Source organism: Corynebacterium spheniscorum (assembly GCF_900113445.1).
Taxonomy (GTDB): domain Bacteria; phylum Actinomycetota; class Actinomycetes; order Mycobacteriales; family Mycobacteriaceae; genus Corynebacterium; species Corynebacterium spheniscorum.
The window spans coordinates 60,044-79,306 of sequence record NZ_FOPJ01000010.1 but is presented as its reverse complement, the minus strand read 5'-3'; the positions used below and the strand labels follow the sequence as shown (position 1 = coordinate 79,306).

The 19,263-nt window shown below is 57.5% G+C and carries 16 protein-coding genes; 10 read left to right on the top strand and 6 right to left on the bottom strand.

What is annotated here, in order from left to right; all coding sequences use genetic code 11:
* Nucleotides 1-181 precede the first annotated feature (181 nt).
* The 4 genes from BMZ01_RS08165 to BMZ01_RS11215 all read left to right on the top strand — a co-directional run bounded on the left by BMZ01_RS08165 (nt 182) and on the right by BMZ01_RS11215 (nt 5,556).
* Nucleotides 182-1,933 (top strand): hypothetical protein, encoded by a 1,752-nt coding sequence (locus tag BMZ01_RS08165; RefSeq protein ID WP_092286294.1) that lies wholly within the window; start codon nt 182-184, stop codon nt 1,931-1,933.
* 495 nt (nt 1,934-2,428) lie between these two features.
* Nucleotides 2,429-2,878 carry a hypothetical protein gene (locus BMZ01_RS08160; protein ID WP_092286292.1) on the top strand — a complete coding sequence of 150 codons (450 nt, stop codon included), beginning with the start codon at nt 2,429-2,431 and terminating at the stop codon, nt 2,876-2,878.
* A gap of 158 nt (nt 2,879-3,036) precedes the next feature.
* Nucleotides 3,037-3,822 (top strand): DUF4190 domain-containing protein, encoded by a 786-nt coding sequence (locus BMZ01_RS08155; protein WP_092286290.1) that lies wholly within the window; start codon nt 3,037-3,039, stop codon nt 3,820-3,822.
* A 141-nt stretch (nt 3,823-3,963) separates the two neighbouring features.
* Nucleotides 3,964-5,556, top strand: a complete 1,593-nt coding sequence (locus tag BMZ01_RS11215) for a DUF418 domain-containing protein (protein ID WP_092286288.1) — start codon at nt 3,964-3,966, stop codon at nt 5,554-5,556.
* Between the two features lie 203 nt (nt 5,557-5,759).
* Here BMZ01_RS11215 and BMZ01_RS08145 read toward each other — a convergent pair whose 3' ends face one another.
* The gene (locus tag BMZ01_RS08145; RefSeq protein WP_223845891.1) at nt 5,760-7,859 is read right to left on the bottom strand and encodes an RNA polymerase sigma factor; all 2,100 of its coding nucleotides are present in this window, start codon (nt 7,857-7,859) and stop codon (nt 5,760-5,762) included.
* Nucleotides 7,860-8,270: 411 nt separating this feature from the next.
* Complete coding sequence (gene ppgK, locus BMZ01_RS08140; RefSeq protein WP_092286286.1) at nt 8,271-9,026, bottom strand: polyphosphate--glucose phosphotransferase; 756 nt, start codon at nt 9,024-9,026, stop codon at nt 8,271-8,273.
* A gap of 344 nt (nt 9,027-9,370) precedes the next feature.
* Here ppgK and BMZ01_RS08135 point away from each other — a divergent pair, with 344 nt between their 5' ends.
* Nucleotides 9,371-9,664, top strand: coding sequence for a DUF4193 domain-containing protein (locus tag BMZ01_RS08135; protein ID WP_092286284.1), 294 nt, complete (start codon nt 9,371-9,373; stop codon nt 9,662-9,664).
* A 147-nt stretch (nt 9,665-9,811) separates the two neighbouring features.
* Here BMZ01_RS08135 and BMZ01_RS08130 read toward each other — a convergent pair whose 3' ends face one another.
* A complete protein-coding gene (locus BMZ01_RS08130; protein WP_190960498.1) occupies nt 9,812-10,366 on the bottom strand; it encodes a DUF3093 domain-containing protein in 555 nt (184 codons plus the stop codon).
* A gap of 100 nt (nt 10,367-10,466) precedes the next feature.
* On the opposite strand from BMZ01_RS08130, the gene dut reads away from it, so the two are divergent.
* The 5 genes from dut to BMZ01_RS08105 all read left to right on the top strand — a co-directional run bounded on the left by dut (nt 10,467) and on the right by BMZ01_RS08105 (nt 16,481).
* The gene (gene dut, locus BMZ01_RS08125; protein ID WP_223845890.1) at nt 10,467-10,928 is read left to right on the top strand and encodes a dUTP diphosphatase; all 462 of its coding nucleotides are present in this window, start codon (nt 10,467-10,469) and stop codon (nt 10,926-10,928) included.
* Between the two features lie 61 nt (nt 10,929-10,989).
* Complete coding sequence (locus BMZ01_RS08120) at nt 10,990-11,841, top strand: DUF3710 domain-containing protein (RefSeq protein ID WP_092286280.1); 852 nt, start codon at nt 10,990-10,992, stop codon at nt 11,839-11,841.
* A 119-nt stretch (nt 11,842-11,960) separates the two neighbouring features.
* Entirely contained in the window at nt 11,961-12,632 is a 672-nt protein-coding gene (locus BMZ01_RS08115) for a DUF3159 domain-containing protein (protein WP_092286337.1), read from the top strand.
* On the top strand, nt 12,629-13,927 hold the full coding sequence (locus BMZ01_RS08110; RefSeq protein ID WP_223845889.1) for a class I SAM-dependent RNA methyltransferase: 1,299 nt from the start codon (nt 12,629-12,631) through the stop codon (nt 13,925-13,927). Before BMZ01_RS08115 ends, BMZ01_RS08110 begins: the two co-directional genes overlap by 4 nt.
* A 508-nt stretch (nt 13,928-14,435) precedes the next feature.
* Nucleotides 14,436-16,481: a 1-deoxy-D-xylulose-5-phosphate synthase gene (locus tag BMZ01_RS08105; RefSeq protein ID WP_092286278.1), complete on the top strand. Its 2,046-nt coding sequence runs from the start codon at nt 14,436-14,438 to the stop codon at nt 16,479-16,481.
* 29 nt (nt 16,482-16,510) lie between these two features.
* Here BMZ01_RS08105 and BMZ01_RS08100 read toward each other — a convergent pair whose 3' ends face one another.
* The 3 genes from BMZ01_RS08100 to BMZ01_RS08090 form a co-directional block, all read right to left on the bottom strand.
* A complete protein-coding gene (locus tag BMZ01_RS08100; RefSeq protein WP_092286276.1) occupies nt 16,511-17,731 on the bottom strand; it encodes an HRDC domain-containing protein in 1,221 nt (406 codons plus the stop codon).
* 10 nt (nt 17,732-17,741) lie between these two features.
* Nucleotides 17,742-18,377, bottom strand: coding sequence for a DUF3000 domain-containing protein (locus tag BMZ01_RS08095; RefSeq protein WP_223845892.1), 636 nt, complete (start codon nt 18,375-18,377; stop codon nt 17,742-17,744).
* 105 nt (nt 18,378-18,482) lie between these two features.
* Nucleotides 18,483-19,091 carry a class I SAM-dependent methyltransferase gene (locus tag BMZ01_RS08090; protein WP_092286272.1) on the bottom strand — a complete coding sequence of 203 codons (609 nt, stop codon included), beginning with the start codon at nt 19,089-19,091 and terminating at the stop codon, nt 18,483-18,485.
* Between the last annotated feature and the right edge of the window lie 172 nt (nt 19,092-19,263).

Sequence of the window (19,263 nt, the reverse complement as noted above, 5' to 3'; positions counted from 1 at the left end):
TTTGGTTGAGCTTTAAGTGCGAAATTCTGCTGTGTGTTTGAGCACATGGCTAAGAATATGAAGGCGCAATGTGCCCGGAAAATTACTCGCACTATTCGACCAAATGGCAACCCTGTGAATTTTATGACGCTACTGAAAGCAGATGTGTTCCTTGAATGCGAAGAAGAGGCCCCGGGAGTAGATGAGAAAGTCGAGAGACAACGAGTTAGAAGAGCTCGGGCGTTTCGAACCCGGGCAATTACCCAGTGATAACCCCAATCCGGATCTGCGCGGTCCCTTTAAGTTCGGTAGCCGTAGGCTCAAAGAGCCCAAGAACAGCGACCTGATGGGCGGTGTAGCCATCAGTGGCGCAGCGAATGGTGCTGGTGCTGCCGGTGCCGCCGGCGTTGGCGCTATGGGTAGTTACCCCGTAGGAACCGATGGTGTGGATGCCTCGGGAATGGCTGTTGATCCCATGGCGATGCAGCCTGGCTTTGACCCAGCTGCCGCAGGTTTTGATCAGCAAGCTCTAGCTCAAGCGGGTTTTGTTAACCAAGAGAACTTTGGGGCAGAGGGCGTTGATCCGCAGGCCGCAGGTGCGATGCCGCAAAGCTTTGATGCCCAAGCAGCAGCTGCGCAAGGTCTTGATCCGCAGTTCCTTGCGCCGCAAGGCATTGATCCGAATGCCTTCGCTGCGCAAAATCCTGCCGGCTTCGACCCGAATATGGCTGGGTATGACCCGAGCGTGGCTGGGTACGACCCGAATATGGCCGCCGCGATGATGAACCAGAACTTCGATCCCAGCATGTCTGGGTTTGATCCCGCTATGGCTGCTGCTGCCGCCCAAGGCATTAACCCAGATGGCGTTGACCCCAATGCTTGGGATGCATCAAATGCGGAGACGACTTCCTTTGAAGCTCCGGATCCGAACCTGGGTGAGGCTCCAGAGTCCAGTACTGAAACTGGCGCCGCAACTATCGAGGAAGATAGTGGGCTTAATGAAACCAACGTGGAGCTCCCCGTCGACGCGGCTGCAGAACACAACCCACCTAGTGAAACTTCAAACCCAGAACCACTTGAGGATTCTTCATCGCCGGAGATCATGCCGGAAGAGATGAATAACCCCACGGCAGGAATGCCGATTGACGCAATGTTGGAAGGACAGGACATGTCGGAGCAGAATACGGACCAAAATAATGAGACTACGCCTGCTGGCATGTCCGACCAGGCCATGGCAGATCCGAACCTCATGCAAGCCAATATGCCCAACGCCGGGATGATGCAGCCGAATATGCAGAACCCCGCGATGATGCAACAAGTCATGGCACAGCCGGGCATGGCACAGCCAGGCGTGACCAACCCCGGCATGATGCAGGCCGGTATGGTGCAGCCCGGGATGGCCCAGCCTGGGATGGCTCAGCCAAATATGGCACAAGCTGGCATGATGCAACCTGGCATGACGGGTGCCACCGGGATGCCGGGGGAAAAGAAGACTCAGAATATCTTCGGCCAATTAACTGAAGGCCTGAAGCGTTCCATCGGCAATAGCGAGGAGAACCAACAAGCAGAACCCTTCCTGGGTGGTCTGGCAACCCCTGGCTTCAATTCACTGCGGGTGTATATCGCCATCGGTCTTAGCCTTCTGATGTACGGCTACGCGTTCTATGCGGTCTTGTACGACGACTACGTCTCCCTGCGGTGGGGTGTGGCTACCTGGTTCTGCCTCGCGGCCTTCTTGGTGAATGCATATACGGCTTATCAGGTGCGCCAGCGCCACGAGTCACAGTTCGTACAAGGACTTGGCATCGCAGTCACGGTAATAGCAGCGGTCATCTTCATCCTCGTTTTGAATTCATACATGGCACTTGAAACCGACGAGGTCCTTTTGGAACGGATCCGAGCGACTCAGCGAGATATTGAGGATAGTTCCACTCTAAAACTCAAGCTGAAGTAGTCGCCGCGAACTAGGCCTGCAGGAACTCCACGATCTTCCGCTAAATCTTTCATAACCCTCAGTTTGACCATCACCGTGGTTGAGCTGAGGGTTTTCCCTATTTCCCCAACCACCACAAAAGAGGGTAGGGAAGTAGCCGCGCATTCCCATAGAGCGCACTGAAGAAACCCTGGTTTATCTCATAGCGCTGGCTCCGGGTAGTCCCTGAGAAGGACAAGAAACCAGGTGATCATCCAGCGCACAAAGAGGAATAATTTTCTACGACCTCAAGCAGGGTTACCCAAGCTCAAGCACAGGATTCTAAGGCCGGAGCGAAAGCCGATAGACCCCACTGAGGTACCCCTGAGATGGAGAGCTATTTCTAAAGGTCAGAGCGTAAAAAGTGCGAGTAAGCCGGTCGGTGAAGGCCATACAGTAGAGCACAGATGCTTAAGCGCAATCGCGCAACCTAAGCGCAATCGCGCAACCTGAAGATTTGAAAGAAGGTTCTTCGCCGTGACCACCTCCGGAGCTGCCGACACCTCTGGTTTCTCTCACACCCCTGGTGCAGATGCCTACGACTACAAGCCCAGCACCGCCGCCTTCCCACCGGTTACCGCCCCGAATCACTTCAACGCCGCCGGTGTCAATACCGGCTACCTGGTAACCACCAATGGTGAGGGCAATGGATACGCCATCAATACTGTCGAGGACAACAACTCCTGGGCTGTCTGGTCTTTCGGGCTGGCGCTAGTTGGTGCCGTTGCAGTTATCTCCCTTGGCTACGCTTACGTGGGCATTGCCTTGGCTGTGCTGGGAGCATTCGCTGGGTTCGGCGGATTGGTGAAGGGCGTGGCGATGCACTCTGGAAAACCCCGCTTCGGCCGATCAATGGCCGGACTTTTCCTCAGCATGATCGTCTTCTTCCTAGGCGTCGTGCTCATGCTCGTGGTCGACCAGATTTAAACACAATCACAATTGCTAAAAATCGTTTCTAGGTGGTCGTACATAACAAATCCGATACGATTCTAAGGCCTGACATGCAGCTGGGTGTAGATCACAGGTAGCCTGAACGCAGACTATTTTCAGCTTTTCCTGAGATTTCAGATAAGGACTACTTCTGTATGACGACTCCTGAAGGCCGGAACCCTTCCAACTCCAACCCCTTCGACAAGGACAACGGAAGCCTAAACAACAGCGACGCCTACCAGGGCGGTGCCCATGAGGCAGCACCGGAAGGGCACCTGCCCACTGAGGGCGTTCAGCCTACCGAACCTGGCTTCGATAGCCCGCGCTATGAAGAGCCGGTCTACCCGCAGTCCGAAGGCCCCGAGTACCCAAGTGCTAGCAGTGAGATCCCCGGTCGCCCCGGTGAAGGTGGCGCGCCGGGAAGTGCTGCCCCCTATACGGGTGCCGCTGCTGGTGCACCCGCAGCTGATGGTGCATACCCCGGTGGTGCTTACCCGGGTGGGGCATACCCTGAAGATGGCTACCCAGAGGGCGGTTACCCAGGTGCTGCTCCCGCTGGTGGTGGCTGGGGTCAACCCGAAGAAATCAATAAGGTTGCCCCCTGGGCTCTTGGTTTCGCCGTGGTCTCGGTTGTGGCCATGTTCTTGCTTGGGCCCCTGGTTGTGCCCTTCGCTATTGTCGGCGTGATTCTGGGCATCATTGGCGTGGTCAAGGCCCGCAAGATTGAGTTCGGTAAACGCCGCATGGGGATGTCGGTGGCCGCGATCATCATTGGTTTGATCACGGCAATTCTCATGGCTATCGGCGCAGCCGGCCTGTACTACTTCTTCAATGACGCTGACCTCCAAGAGTGCACGAAGCTTGAAGATAAAGAGGCTGTCCAAAAGTGCATCGAAGAAAAGGTTCAGGGCACCCTCGAGGAGAAGACCGGCGCCAACTAACTTCTTGTCTCCGCGGAAAGTGCCGGATGCATGGCTAGCTAGCGCTCATGGCGCAGCCACCCTCGCCCCCGGCACTTCTTTGTATCTTTTCGCTTTTCACCCACATATCCCATCAAAAAGTTAAGAGAACCCCACACTGCTATGAGCTATGCACAACAGGCGGAAAGAACTAACGCACGCCGCCGCCTCATCGCCCCGGACGCCGCCCGCGGCCTCACGCTTTTAGGCATTGCCTGCGCCAACGGCGTGACCACCTGGTTATCAGCAGACGGAGGTATCGGCGACCACGGCTACACCTCAACCTCAGTCTTAGGTGCGGTCGTCAACGACTCCATCATCGACAAAATCGCGATCGCTCTCACCGCGTTTTTCTTCAATGTTCGCGGCCTGCCGATGTTCACCACTTTGCTGGGCTATGGCTTAGGCATGATCAGCTTGTCGCTCATGCGGCGCTACTATCCGCGGTCCGCAGCGATGAAGACCATCGCCAAACGCTATGGCCTGCTTGCGGTGTTCGGCATTCTGCACATGGTCTTCCTCTATTTCGGCGACATCATGTTCTTCTACGGTGTCTTCGGCATGCTTTTGGCCCTTTTGATTGGGCTGAGAGATAAATGGCTGCTGTGGATCGCCGCCGGGTTGGCGGCACTATCGGTTGTGATCATGGTGGTGCTACCGATTGTCGGGATCTGGTTCGCCACGCAATCCGGTGAGGCCGGTGGCTTCGCTATGAGCGTGAATGCCAACGGCCCGAGCTTCTCAGCGAAAACCTACGGGGAACAGTTAGCGTGGTCGCCCCTAGTTGTGGCCTCGCAAGGTCTCGGAGTGTTCTTCGCTGCACCACAACTCTTCCCGCTAGTGCTTATCGGTTTTGTGGCAGCACGCCGCCGCATCATGGACAACGTTGACCAATACCGCAAGGTGCTCTGGGGTGCAGTCATTATCGCTGTGATTATCGGCATCGCCACCGGCGCAGCCGCGACCGCACTGTCGCTTAGCGGTGAAAACCTCATGGATCGGATGGCTTCCGGGGGTGCTGAGGCCTTCGTGCCTATGTCTCTTTTCTTCGTGGTGGAATGGGCAGGAACCTGGACCGGCCCCGGTATCCTCGCGGCTATTGTTCTTGCCGCCGAGCCTTTCCAGCGTCGCCTCAATCGCGCTGCCGAAGAAGGTGTTGATCCCCAAACTCTGATTCCCGGCTGGCTCAAACCCATTTGCGCTTTAGGGCGCCGCTCAATGACCGGCTATATTGCGCAGTCGATTCTCTTTAGCATCCTGGTCACCCGCTTTGGCCTCGGGCTTGGCCGCGACCAAGGTGCCGCGGTGGCATTGGCTTGGTCTGCGGGAGTGTGGGTGCTTACCTTGATTATTTGCTACGGCTTGGAGCTCGCGGGCAAGCCAGGGCCTTTCGAAGCACTGCATCGTCGCTTGTCCTATGGTAAGAAGGGACTCCAACAACGCTGGGAGCCCACCGAAAAGCAGTTAGAAAAGATGCGGAAGAAAGCTGCGAAGAGGAACCAGATTCCTTCGCAGCCCTATCCCGAACATGTTTCGGCACTGGAAGGGCAGCAACCCCCGCAGGGTCAGCAAGTCCCACTGGGTTCGCAGGATCCACACGGCCAACCCCACTACCCGGGACAAGAACCGTACTCCGGCCAGCAACACCCGCAGAGCCAGCAACCCCCGCAGGGCCAGCAGCCCCCGCAGGGCTACCAGCCTCCGAACCAGCCCTAACTAGGGCCACATAGCTAATCGCTCCCCACAGCGAGCTGCCGCCTTAACTTGAGGTGTGCTGCACGCTAGGGGAGCGCTTTCCTTATTCCCACGGGCTTCCCGGGCTAAGTAACAAAAAAGGGTGGGTTAAGTAGCAAAGGGCCCGGCACTTCCCACAACGGAAAACACCGGGCCCTCAAAGCCTCAGCCACAAGCCTCAACCACTAATCCAAGTAGTCGCGCAGAACCTGCGACCTCGAGGGGTGCCGCAGCTTCGACATGGTCTTGGACTCAATCTGGCGGATACGCTCACGGGTCACGCCATATACCTGCCCGATCTCATCCAAAGTGCGCGGCATGCCATCGGTCAAACCAAAGCGCAAGCGCACCACACCAGCCTCACGCTCAGAAAGGGTTTGCAGCACATCTTGTAGCTGATCCTGTAGCAGCGTAAAGCTCACCGCATCCACAGCCACTACGGCTTCGGAGTCTTCAATGAAGTCACCGAGCTGCGAGTCACCCTCATCACCAATGGTCTGGTCCAGGGAGATCGGCTCGCGGGCATATTGCTGGATCTCGAGGACCTTCTCCTCGGTGATATCCATTTCCTTCGCCAACTCCAGCGGGGTGGGCTCACGGCCCAAATCCTGCAGCAGCTCACGTTGGATGCGGCCCAGCTTATTAATGACCTCCACCATGTGCACCGGAATGCGGATGGTACGCGCCTGATCCGCCATGGCACGGGTAATCGCCTGACGAATCCACCAGGTCGCATAGGTAGAGAACTTATAGCCCTTGGTGTAGTCGAATTTCTCCACCGCACGGATCAGACCCAAGTTACCTTCCTGGATCAAATCCAAAAACGCCATGCCGCGACCGGTATAACGCTTCGCCAAAGACACCACCAGGCGCAGGTTCGCCTCGAGCAGGTGATTCTTCGCCTTACGCCCATCACGAGCAATTGCGCGTAAATCACGCTTCACCGCCGGAGTCAGACGAGCATCCTTATCGCCATTAGCGAAGGCCTCCTCCATCTGCTCCATCCGGTAGGTGGCATAAAGACCAGCCTCAATACGCTTCGCCAAGGACACTTCCTGCTCGGCATTCAGCAGCGCAACCTTACCGATCTGCTTCAAATAAGCACGAACGGAGTCAGCCGACGCGGTTAATTCCGCATCCTTACGGGCCTGGCGCAGTGCGGCGGATTCATCCTCATCCCACACACTGGAGCCATCGTCTTCGTCGTCCTCTTCGTCTTCGACATCATCATCGGCGACGGGGGCTACATCATCGGCGTCATCATCCGCGGCAAAATCCTCATCATCGGTTAGAACCGCAGAGTAGCCAGCTTCCTCATCATCCTCACCGATCACCACACTGGAATCGATCAAAGGATCATCGTCATCATCATCATCCAACGCGGCTGGCTCCGCCTGCTTCACCGCTGCCGGACGCGAAGCCTTCTTAGCGCTCTTCTTCGCCGGAGCCTTCTTCGCAGGGCGCTTCAAAGCCTCCGCGGCGGTTGCCAAAGCCTCCTCGGCTTCCGCTTCCGGATCCAGGATCGGCTCCTCATCCTTCGCGGTCTTCGCCGAAGCCTTCGCAGGTGCCTTCTTAGCTACCTTCCGCGCAGTCTTCTTCGCCGGAGCCTTCTTGGCGGGAGTCTTCTTAGCTGGCTTCTCCGCCTCTTCCGCAGCCTCAGCTTCAACCGCAGCTGCTTCAGTGGCAGCTTCCTTCGCAGGTGCCGCCTTCTTGGTCACCTTCCGAGCGGTTTTCTTGGCAACCTTCTTGGCGGTTTTCTTCGCTGGTGCTGCTTTCTTTGCGCTCTCCGAGACCGTGGGCTCAGCATTATCTGCTGCTGCGGCGTCAGCAGTGGCATCGCTAGACGTCGCTGCTTCTGCCTTGCCCGAATCCGCGGTGCTAGCGGCCTTCTTGGTTACCTTCCGTGCGGTTTTCTTCGCCGGGGCCTTCTTGGCAACCTTCTTCGCGGTGGTCTTCTTAGCGGTACCGGTGGCAGCGGTGGTGCTCGCGGTAGTGGTTGCCGGCTCTTCCGCCGCAGCCTTATCAGCCGCAGCCGCAACCTTCTTATCCGCAGCGCTAGCCGCAGCAGCGTCAGCCGTCGCTTCAGTCACCTCAGCAGCGGGTGTGCTGCTTGTCTTCGGAGTGGCTTTGCGCACCGCCTTCTTCACTGCCTTTTTTGCAGTCTTCTTGGCTACTGCCTTCTTGGCTACCTTCTTCACATTCGTGGAGGTCGCGGGGGTGTCGGCGGTAGTCTTCTCCGCCTCTTCACCAGCGGGTGCCTTGCCTGATGCTCCAGTGGCTGTCACGGACGCCCTTTCAGCTTCGCTTACACTTATCGACCATTGAGAACCACATACTGTTCTCGCTACTGGCGACCTCAACACCAAAATGATCCGCCTTATTCCCGCCAACCGGTTTCATGCCAAGAAAAATCTGGGCATAAGCTGCCACAAAGGCGCCAAAGAGACTCCCGCAGGAGTCACCGAAACCATTGCTTTTGGGGATAACGCAGACACTGGGTGAGTGATCGTCACGTAATCAACCGCCCAGTATAGGACAAGTTGCGCCCAAAGCGGGTGCCCGCCCTCTACCTAGCGTGAAGATTCCTCGCAGGTACACACGTACAATTCACCCACTTAGCGGCTATCAACCACCTTGTGGCTCACACTGTGCTACCCGCCTACACCCACCTCGGCGTGCCCCTATAGAGAGGCCCCTTAGGGCTGCAGGTGCCGTTGTACCGCCATCGCAGCACCCACAATGCCTGCGCGGTTCCGCAGCTGTGCTGGCACCACCGTGGTCGTGCAATCAAGAAGTGGAATCCACTTCTCATGCTTACGAGAAATGCCTCCACCCACGATAAATAGGGTGGGGAAGAAGAGCACCTCATAGGCCTTGAGCACCTTCGAGACGCGCTTGGCCCACTGCTTAAAGCTCAAGCCCTTGCGTTCCTTCACCGCTGAAGAAGCGCGGTGCTCAGCTTCCTTGCCGTCGATGACCATATGGCCCAATTCGGTATTGGGGAAGAGCTGACCATCTACCAAAAATGCCGAACCAATGCCGGTGCCAAAGGTGAGAAAAATGACATTGCCTTTTCTGGCCCGTTCATCGCCGTACACGGCTTCGGCAATGCCTGCGGCATCCGCATCATTTAATACGGTTACTTCGCGGCCATCTAGGTGCCGGGAGAAAAGCTCCTGCACATCGGTGCCAATCCAGCTGGGATCAATATTCGCAGCGGTATGCGCCACCTGCCCAGAGATCACCGCCGGCATGGTAATCCCCACTGGGCCATCCCATTCGGCTTGGTCCAAAATTTCTTTCACCGTGGCGGCCACGGCCTCCGGCACGGCAGGTTGCGGAGTATCAATGCGGATGCGTTCGCCAACAAACTCCCCGCTATCTAAATCCACCCGGGCACCTTTAATGCCCGACCCACCAATATCAATACCGAATCCGATGTTAGAAGACATGCAAAGTATCTTAACCCGGCACACGCCCCCTTAAAGGAAGAGGTCACCACCACACCACGCCTATGAGTTAAGTCACGTTTTGGCCACATTTTCTTGAAATAAGAGCGTTTTTATAGCCACTGAGGTAGAAATACTCTCCAAAGCTGTCTACTTTGGTAGCTTCCCAGCGCACAAAACCCGCATATTCACGCGATTTATGCCCGGTTTACCCTCCGTGACCTGCATATATGACAAGTTCACTTTCTTCGCTTAATATGCGCCTCGTTAGCGCGCTAACCCAGGAGTTCATCACGGCCCCGCCTATTAGGGCCGATTCCCGGATTTCGGAAAGGACGCACCCAGCTATGTCGACCGATTATGACACCCCCCGCACCCGCGCCGACGAAGAGTTGGAGACCGATTCCCTCGAGGGCTTAAAGGCCGCGGAAACTTCCTTCTCCGGCATGGATGAAGATGGCGAAATCGTCGAAGCTTTCGCCCCGCCAACTACCGACCTCTCCGGCGAAGAGCTCACCGTCACCTTCGTTCCGCGCCGCGAAAACGAATTCACCTGCTCCAGCTGCTACCTGGTGCAGCGCAAGAATCGTCTCTCGCACACCGAAGAAGACGGCTCCATGATCTGCATGGACTGCGCCTAAAGCTTTCCCCGAGACCCGCGTACCCCACGCGGTGAAATCTGCTGAAGGTCCACACCCCATGCGGGTCTGCCACGCCTATCTTGCGTCATGGGCCTGAGATTGCACATAAGAAAACCCCGCTGTAACTACCAGCGGGGTTCTTGCTATCTAATCCTCATCATGGAAGTGCGCAGTCGCCGCATCCACTTGATCAGGGAGGAAGGCGCCTAAGAGCTTCTCCGGGTTCTTCGATCCCACCAACCAATAAGGGGTGGGGTCCTCTGGATCATCAAGTACCAACATCACCATCTCTGGGATCCACCCATGCGAGACCACAAAGGCTGCCGGATCTAATTGCCTACCCATGGCATTGCGCTTCGCATTCGCCGGTACCGCCAAAGAACGGCTCACCACATCATGCGGTAATTGCGCTTGCCCGGTGAGCAACCAACGGGTGCCATCGGGGTCTTCTTCCACCGTGATGCGGGTAGAAGAAAGAGACAGCAAAATCCACACCGCCAAGAAGGCGAACACAAAGCCAGGGATATAGGTCCACCAAAGGGAACGGTTCGCACCCATCTGCGCGGTGAGAAGCGCCACCACAAAGGCCGCGAGCACCCACCAATAAATAGGAACCCATTGGCGCTCGCGATACAGCACCGTCGCGGCTTTCGCTGCTGCGGTGTTCGTGGTTTCTGCTTGAGCTTCGTCGTGGTTTGTCACAATGAACCACCTTATCTCAGTACGCAACCTAAAGGGAGGTATGCCAGCTAATCTCTTGCCAAGGCCAGAAACTTCGCCACACTGACGTAGGCTGGTTCAGGTGTACGAGCAAAATAAGCAACCAGACGTAGTGGTGCAGGTTCATCGCCTAGACCCCGAACTGCCCATGCCGCAGCGCGCGCACCCCGAAGACGCCGGGGCAGATCTCTACGCAACTGAGGACCTCACCCTCAACCCCGGCGAGCGGGCCCTCATGCCCACCGGTATTGCCATCGCACTACCTATAGGCACCGTAGGGTTAATCCACCCACGCTCTGGTTTAGCTGCCAAACATGGTTTATCCGTGGTTAACACCCCAGGCACCATTGATGCTGGCTACCGCGGGGAAATCAAAGTCTGCCTTATTAACCATGATCCGCACACCCCCATTGAAATCACCCGCGGCATGCGCATCGCCCAGCTCGTGGTCCAAAAAGTTGAGCTCTGCAGCTTCCAAGAAGTAGCAGAACTCGATGAGACCCAACGCGGCGCCGGCGGCTATGGCTCCACCGGAGTCCACTAATAACCCCATAAGCTTGAAACAGAAGAAAAAGATTTAAACACAGGAAGTGAGGCCAAGCCCTATGGCATGGCTATTTGGAAAGAACAAAGACGAAAAGCCCGAAGAGCACACCCCCGGCGGTGGCTTTAGCGGCGGCAGCTTCCCCGAAGCCGACAACCAAGAAGCCAATCAGGAAGCTGAAGCCCAGGACCCAGAGTTCCAGGCCGCATCACTGAACACCGCACCTGGGGTCACACCGGGCTATAACGCCGATACTTCCGAGAAGATCACCGGCCCCTTCGATGGTGACACTCTCGATATCGACGACTTCGACTTCTCTGACTTCGCACTCGGTATCTTGAACCTAGGGTCTATCCGCGTGCCACTTCCCACCGGCTCCCAAGTTCAGGTGGAAATGGGCGAACAAGGCCCCAAGATGCTCCACATCGTCACCACCTATGGGCGCATGACCCCGGTCGCCTTCGCCGCACCCTTGAGTTCCGGCCAATGGGAAGAAGCCATTCCCGAAATTGAAAAGGGTATGGTCCGTGACGGGCTGGAAACCGAAATCCAAGAAGGCTTCTTCGGCAAAGAAGTTGTTGGCCGCAATGAAAACGGCGTGGTTCGCATTATCGGTGCTGAAGGCCCCCGCTGGATGCTGCGCATCACCTGTGCCGCACCTTTAGATAAGGAAGAAGAAATGGCGGTGCTAGCCCGGGAAACCGCGGCCCGCACCTTCGTCTACCGCGGCCCAGACCCCGTTCTTGCCGGCAACTCCCTTCCCGTGGTGCTCCCAGAGCTGCTCTCTGAGCAGGTCTATAAAGCCATGGAAGAACGCGCCAAGAACAACCAAGGTGCTAGCGAACCCATCCAAACTCCGGTGGAAAGCGCCGAAGGCAATACCAACCCTGATTCAGCTGAGAAGAGCGAGTGAGTAGCCCCAACACCCCGAACACACCCGGCGCACCCAACCCCGAAGCCCAAGCGGCCACAGGGTTAGAAGCCACCGAGGTTGACGCGACTCAACTAGAAGCCACTGAGTCGGAACCCACCATGCTGGAACAAATGGGTGGGGTCTCCGGACTGGTGGCCTCCACCTTGCCCATCGTGGTGCTCGTCCCCGTTAATAACCTCTACGGACTAGGCCCAGCCCTTGCCGCCGCCCTCGGCGTCGCCCTATTGGTCTGCATCTGGCGGTTGGTGCGCAAAGAAAACCTCCAACCCGCGATCTCCGGAATCATCGGGGTAGCCATCGGTGCCTTCATTGCCTGGAAAACCGGCGACGCCAAAGGCTACTTCCTCTACGGCATCTGGGTATCCCTCGTCTTCGCCATCATCTCGGTTATCTCCGTCATCCTGCGCTGGCCGATTATCGGCGTGGTGTGGAAAGGCCTCAACGGTGAAGGTACCGAATGGCGAGAAGATAAAGCCGCGCGCCGCGCCTACTCCTGGGCCACCATCGCCTGGGCCATTGTTTTTGGGCTGCGCTTCTATATCCAACGCGGCCTCTATGACGCAGACGCCACCAACTCCCTTGCCATTACCCGCATCATCATGGGTTGGCCCCTGACCGCCTTGGTCACCATATTCACCATCTTCATGGTCCGCCGAGCAGGCCAAGTCCTGGAAGAACACGAAACACCCCACACCCCACAAGACGCTGATAACCCAGCGCACTCCTCAACAACCGTTGCTGAGGAACTAAAGGAGAATGACCCTCGGTGACCCAACCCGAAACCAGCACCACTGAACTCAACCGCGGCGATATCATCACCCTCGATATCACCCGCATGGCCCACGGCGGACGCGGCATCGGCCTATATGACGGCCGCGTCATCATGGCCGATAACGCCTTCCCCGGCGACACCGTCGAAGTCGAACTCACCAAAGTCAAAAAACGCTTCGCCGAAGCCACCACCCGCACTCTCCTTAACGCCGGGCCACTAAGGGACACCGAGGGCACTGTCTGTGCCGCCTACGAGCACAAAGCCGGCTGCTGCGATCTCTCCGCCTTAAGCGAAACCGGCGAACTCAAAATCAAAGAAACGGTCCTACGCGACCAACTCGAACGCCTCGGTGGGCTGAAGAACCTCCCGCCCATCCAGATCAAAGCCCTTCAACCCACCACCGGGTGGCGCACCCGTGCTCGTCTCGGGGTGGATGAACAAGGCCGCGCCGGGTTGCGCAAGGCTGCTTCTAATACGGTGATCCCAGAGATCACCTGCCAACAACTTTCCGAAGCGCTTACTGAAGGTGTTCTCGATGAGCACCCTAAGTACCGCTTCACCCCAGGCGCAGAAGTGATCCTCGCCTTGGATTCTGATAATCAACGCCACATCGTTGAGGTCAAAAAAGCTGCCCGCGGTCGCCGCATGGAACGTGTCCAACGCGTTCTCGAAGGCTCTGGTACCGCACACCAAGAAGTCTTAGGCTTCGACTTCGAAGTCCCGGCCGCCGCATTCTGGCAAGCCCACGTTGAGGCCCCGGCAGCCTATTCGCAGATCATTACTGAGCTGCTCCAAAAATACCGCGCAGATGAAGGCACTGAGCTTGGCGATTCCCGCAGCAAAGAAACCCTTGTTGGTTGGGACCTTTATGGCGGTGTCGGTGTCTTCGCCCCGGCCATTGCCCGCGGGCTAGGGGAGGACCACACCCAAATCCAGGTAGTGGAACGCTCTCATGCCGCTACTCGCCGCCACCAAGCCTGCCTTGATGCTCTTGATGTGCACTTCCTTGATGAGGCAGTGGAATCCGGTATTGCCCGGCTTTCTGCCCCCACCGCTGTGGTGCTCGACCCGCCACGTACCGGGGCAGGGGAGAAGGTTGTGAAAGCCATCGCCCAGGCACACCCGGCACATGTCATCCACATTGGTTGCGACCCGGCCACCTTAGCCCGCGACCTGAAGGCCTGGACCAGTGAAGACTGCGGCTACCAGCTCAAGGAACTGCATCTCTTTAATGCTTTCCCCGGTACCCATCACTTTGAGACCTTCGCCTACCTCGAGCCGCGTAGCTCCTAATCTGGCTTAACACTACATAAGCGCAGGTTCCCTCAACTGGGAATCTGTGCTTTTGCTTTATCCACTCTCATCCGGTCAAGTCTCTCGGGGTGTGGACCGCGCCTTCCACGGCACACTAACTCGCCCCTACGTAAACACCGCCTGGGCAGACACCCGCTCTCCACCCACTCTCCACCCGGGACACACCCACTGATCACCCACCCCTCATCCGGGCCACATCCACCTCACAGCAAGCACCCAGCCGGGTTAGTGCACCCTATGAGCAGCACGTCAACTAGGCTCACGTACACATGTACGAGCGTGCAGGCTGCGGTGTTGTATCCCCGCGGTACACAACTCCGGGGGCTCAACTCCGCCCCAGGACCCCAAAAAACCAAGGGCTCGCGGGTATGCTGTATCAAGACTGACCCACCTCAGTGCCACCACCTGTGGCATTGCTGGAAAAGATCGTGCCCTAACCCCGTGAAGTTGAACCTTCCTTAAAGCGCAAAGGAGCGAACCGGCCCATATGGGGATTTTGAAGCGCATTTCCTCGCCAGCAGATATTCGCCGGCTCAGCGACCAACAACTCGCTGAACTAGCCGATGAGATCCGCCAATTCCTGGTGGAAAAAGTTTCCGCCACCGGCGGGCACCTAGGACCAAACCTAGGGGTCGTGGAATTGACGCTCGCCCTACACCGCGTATTCGATTCCCCCTACGAGCCGATCATCTTCGACACCAGCCACCAATCCTATGTGCACAAGATCATCACCGGCCGTGCCGCCGGGTTTGATCAACTGCGCCAAAAAGGTGGTTTGTCCGGTTACACCTCCCGTAGCGAATCTGAGCACGACTGGACCGAATCTTCCCACGCTTCTGCAGCTTTGTCCTACGCCGATGGGCTCTCCAAGGCCTACTCCATCCAGGACAAGCTCAAGGCCAAAGAAGCTGAAGGCGAACAGACCGAAGCGCAAGACAACGCGGAAGATAATCGCCGCGCATCCTCCCGCGCTAAAGGTTCGGAGCGTTTCCGCCCCACCATCCCACTTCCGGGTCGCCTAGCCGCAGCCAATAACGATAAGCCTCAAGAACGCAACGTCGTTGCTGTCGTCGGCGATGGTGCCTTAACCGGCGGCATGTGCTGGGAAGCGCTCAATAATATCGCCGCCGGTGATCGCAATGTCGTCATCGTTGTTAATGACAACGGCCGCTCTTATTCACCCACCATCGGTGGTTTCGCCGAAAACCTCGCGCGCCTGCGCATGCAAAGCTTCTATGACCGCGTCATGGAACAAGGCAAATCCACCCTCAACTCCATGGGGTGGGTCGGCAAGCGCACCTTCGAAGCGCTCCATGCCTTCAAAGAAGGCGTAAAATCCACCGTCATCCCCACCGAAATGTTCCCCGAACTCGGGATGAAATACGTGGGCCCCGTCGATGGCCACGATCTTGAAGCCCTGCATGAGGCCTTCACCTACGCCCGCGACTATGACGGCCCCGTCATCGTCCACGCCGTCACCGAAAAAGGCCGCGGCTTCGCCCCTGCGGAAAACGACACCGCCGAACTCATGCACTCCACCGGGATCATCGACCCGGTCACCGGCAAACCCAAGTCCACCTCACGTCCCGGCTGGACGGCACTATTTTCCGAAGAACTCATCAAGGCCGGCGAAAAACGCGAAGATATTGTCGCCATCACCGCCGCCATGTCCGGTCCCACCGGGCTCGCACCCTTCGCCGAAAAATTCCCGGAGCGTTTCTTCGACGTCGGCATCGCCGAAGCCCACGCCCTTACCTCCGCTGCGGGCCTCGCCCTTGGTGGCATGCACCCCGTCGTGGCGCTCTATTCGACGTTCCTCAACCGCGCCTTCGACCAGCTCCTTATGGACGTTGCGCTGCTTGATCAACCCGTTACCCTGGTGCTGGATCGCTCCGGTGTCACCGGCTCTGACGGCGCCTCCCACAATGGCGTGTGGGACCTCTCCCTGGTCTCCACCGTCCCCGGTGCCCGCATCGCCGCCCCCCGCGACGGCGAACGCCTCTCCGAACTCTTCAACGAAGCCATCAACATCGAAGATGGCCCCACCGTCGTCCGCTTCCCCAAGGGCGACCGCCCCGACCCCATCCCCGCGATCGACACCCACGCCGGCCTGGACATCCTCCACCGCGCAACCGCCGAAGACGATGACGCCCCCAAGGTGCTCATCATCAGCATCGGTGCACTCAGCGAATCCTGTTTAAAGGCAGCCACCACGCTCGCCGAAGACTGTGCGGTCACCGTTGTCGACCCCCGCTGGGTCGCCCCCATCAACCCAGGCCTGATTGAACTTTCCGCCGACTTCGACCTCATCATCACCGTCGAAGACGGCGTCATCCGCGGCGGCATCGGCTCACTTATCGCCGAGGCACTCGCCGCCAGCGACCTCGACATCCCCATCCGCCACTGCGGCTTCCCCTCCTATTTCCCGGAACACGCCGGGCGCGGGGAGCTTTTATCCGAGATCGGGCTGACCCCCGAAGGCATTGTCGAGACGGTCCGCACGGCGCTGGAGGAGATCAGCGAGGCTCGCTAAAACACAGGAATCCCCAAAACTTTAGGGCCTTAGAACTCCTCGGCCAAAATAGGGCGCATCAAATCCTTTTGCCATGGCCGCATATCCCGGCCATCCATCAGCTCCTCCACGCCACCTTCGCCCTGGCTTAGCCGCCACACGATCATGGCCAAGGGCTTAGTGCCCAGAATCAGTGCCGGGTCAATGCCTAAGTCCTGTGCCAACTCATTGCGGCGTTCCGATACTTCCTGGAAGGCCTCATAGCTCTCAGGATCATCCTGCTGCCAATTCCGATTCTTCGGTGGATATGTCCCTGAGCCATAATCCACCGCCACCGGCCCAGGCCAGCTCTTAGAACCCGCCTTATAAGCACGCTCAATGGCTTCCCACCAGCGCCGTACCTGCGCCATATTCGGTACCGTCACATTCCGCCCGGGCCTACGCCCAGCAGGTTTCACAATCTTTTCAAACTCGCGATAGGTCTTCGGCGTAGCTTCAGCAACCTGCGCTAACACTCGATCCGACAAAATCCTGGTGGGGGCTACATCCCGGCTGCGGGCTTCTTCTTCACGATCCTCCCAGATCGCCTTAAACACCGCGCGCTGCTTGCCATGCCTAATCCGCGTATAACCCTTAGCCTGCTCCAAGGTCCGTGGGGTAGGGGAGTCAACATCGGCGAACATCAATCGCCGGTGCTCACACTCTTGCTCCAACCACTCCAAGCGGCCCTGGGAATCCAAGATCTCCTCTAAGATTCCCGCAATATCGAGCAGGTTATCCACATCCGCTGCGGCATAACGCAACCACGATTCCGGTATGGGGCGCACCGACCAATTCTCTGCCTGGTGATTCTTCGAGATCTCAATCCCTAAAAGATCCTCAGTCAACCCAATCAAAGAAAGCTTGCTCTGCCCGGCCAAAGCCGCAGCTAATTGAGTATCAAAAAGCTTCGCTGGATAAAGCCCCAACCATGCCAAACACGGCAGATCCCCCGTCGCATCATGAAGCACCCATTCGCGTTTATTAAACTCGCGACCCAATATTTCCCCCACCTGATCCCGGTGTGCATCCGGATCAACCAGCTGAGTCCCCAGCTCATCAGAGTTCACCTGAATCAAAAAGGCGCGATCATCATAATGAATCCCCGATGCGCGCTCGGTATCCACCGCTAAAGGTTCTGGCGGGGTGTTGGCTAAGTCGTGGGCAAAGCCTTGGAGTTCTTCTGGACTACGAAGAAGCTGATGCTGAGGTCGAGCCTGCTGGGAATCCATGAGACTCACTCTAGTGACTCAGCTGGGTCACACCCACCGGCGGCAACCCCGCCACATTAGCTAGCACCGTAGCAAAAGCCTCCACATGTGGCGCCAAATTAGCTCCCGATGCCGTCCACGAGGCCCGCATTTCCAATTGATAGGCCCTCGGTGGGCCACCAATTTCCCCGAAACGAACCGACGCCGTCGACGTCACCGTGCCACCAAGATTGGTGAACTGCGCATCTTCTTGAGCCAATCCCTCATTGAGCCATTGCCACGCCACATCTGGCAGGAGCGGATCGCCGGCAACCTCATCATCCATATCCGCTTGGATATAGGCCACCAGACGCATGGAACCTTCCCACGCATCCTCAGCCTTAGGATCATGCAGCAAAATCAGGCGGCCAAAAGCATCGCCTTCAGAGTCCTGCAAACTCCCATTACCCTCACTGCGGTCTACTTCTAGGCCAACAGCATGGCTAAAAGGCGCAAGGCGCTGTGGTGGGCGGATAGTTCCCAATGTGATCTCCGAACGCAACTGCGCAGCATGCATAGACTCCACCGCTTCAGAGAAGATCCGCGGAGTTCCTTCGCTGTCACCGGCCTTCGGCTCGTTATTGGCGGGCTTGGCGCTAGCGTCGTCGCTTAAGCGAAGCGCCCGCACATTGCCGGGGCGCTGATCACTGTTCGGGGCATCGGAATTGCTCACGAACATCAAGCTAACCCGCAAGCAACTCGCAGCGGTGGAGGCGCGCCGTCAAAACCTGTGCTAAGGCTTCCTGGCGACAACCCTTATCCACGACTTACCCTCACAGGTATCCACCCCTGGCTCCTCAAACCCGGCTTGCCGCAGCGTCGCACAAAGCTCATCGACGGTATAGATCCGCATGCCTTCAATCTGCTCGGCCCAGGACTCATGTTCTTTGGTCAGCCCATCCGTGGCATTAAAGATAAGGAATTTTCCGCCCGGGCGAAGCACCCTAAGTACCTCTTCGAAGTCTTGGGTTAGCTCTGGCCAGAAGTAGACGGTCTCAAAAGCCGTGACCAGATCAAAGTGGCTGTCCTCGAAGGGCAATTCGGAGACCGATCCTTGTGTCACCGTGCAGTCGCCACGTTCGACGGCTGACATATTGAACTTGGTGGTTTCTTCAACCGCAGTGGGGGAATAGTCCACCCCAGCGACGACACCACCATTGAACTTCTGACGCAGCAGGCTCATTGCTAAGCCACCACCGCACCCAATATCCAGAACCTGGGAATCGTCAGCGATATCTAGTGGGGCTAAGGCCCAGCGCGTTCCCTCATTGTGGGCCTCATTCATGTGGCTTAGTGCGGCTTTGCCGCCCTCGCCCTGAGGGAAGCGGGCGTTGGCAAACATGTCTTCGTGGCTTATTGGAGGCTCCTTACGTCGGGCACCGTAGGCAGAAGGAATTAAGCGTCTATTCGAAACACTACAAAGATTACACAGACGTTAGCGGGCGGGCCTTCTGATATTCGGCTGCCAAACAATAGTGAGTCGGACTGCCTCCAGCTGACCATAGACAGCATGC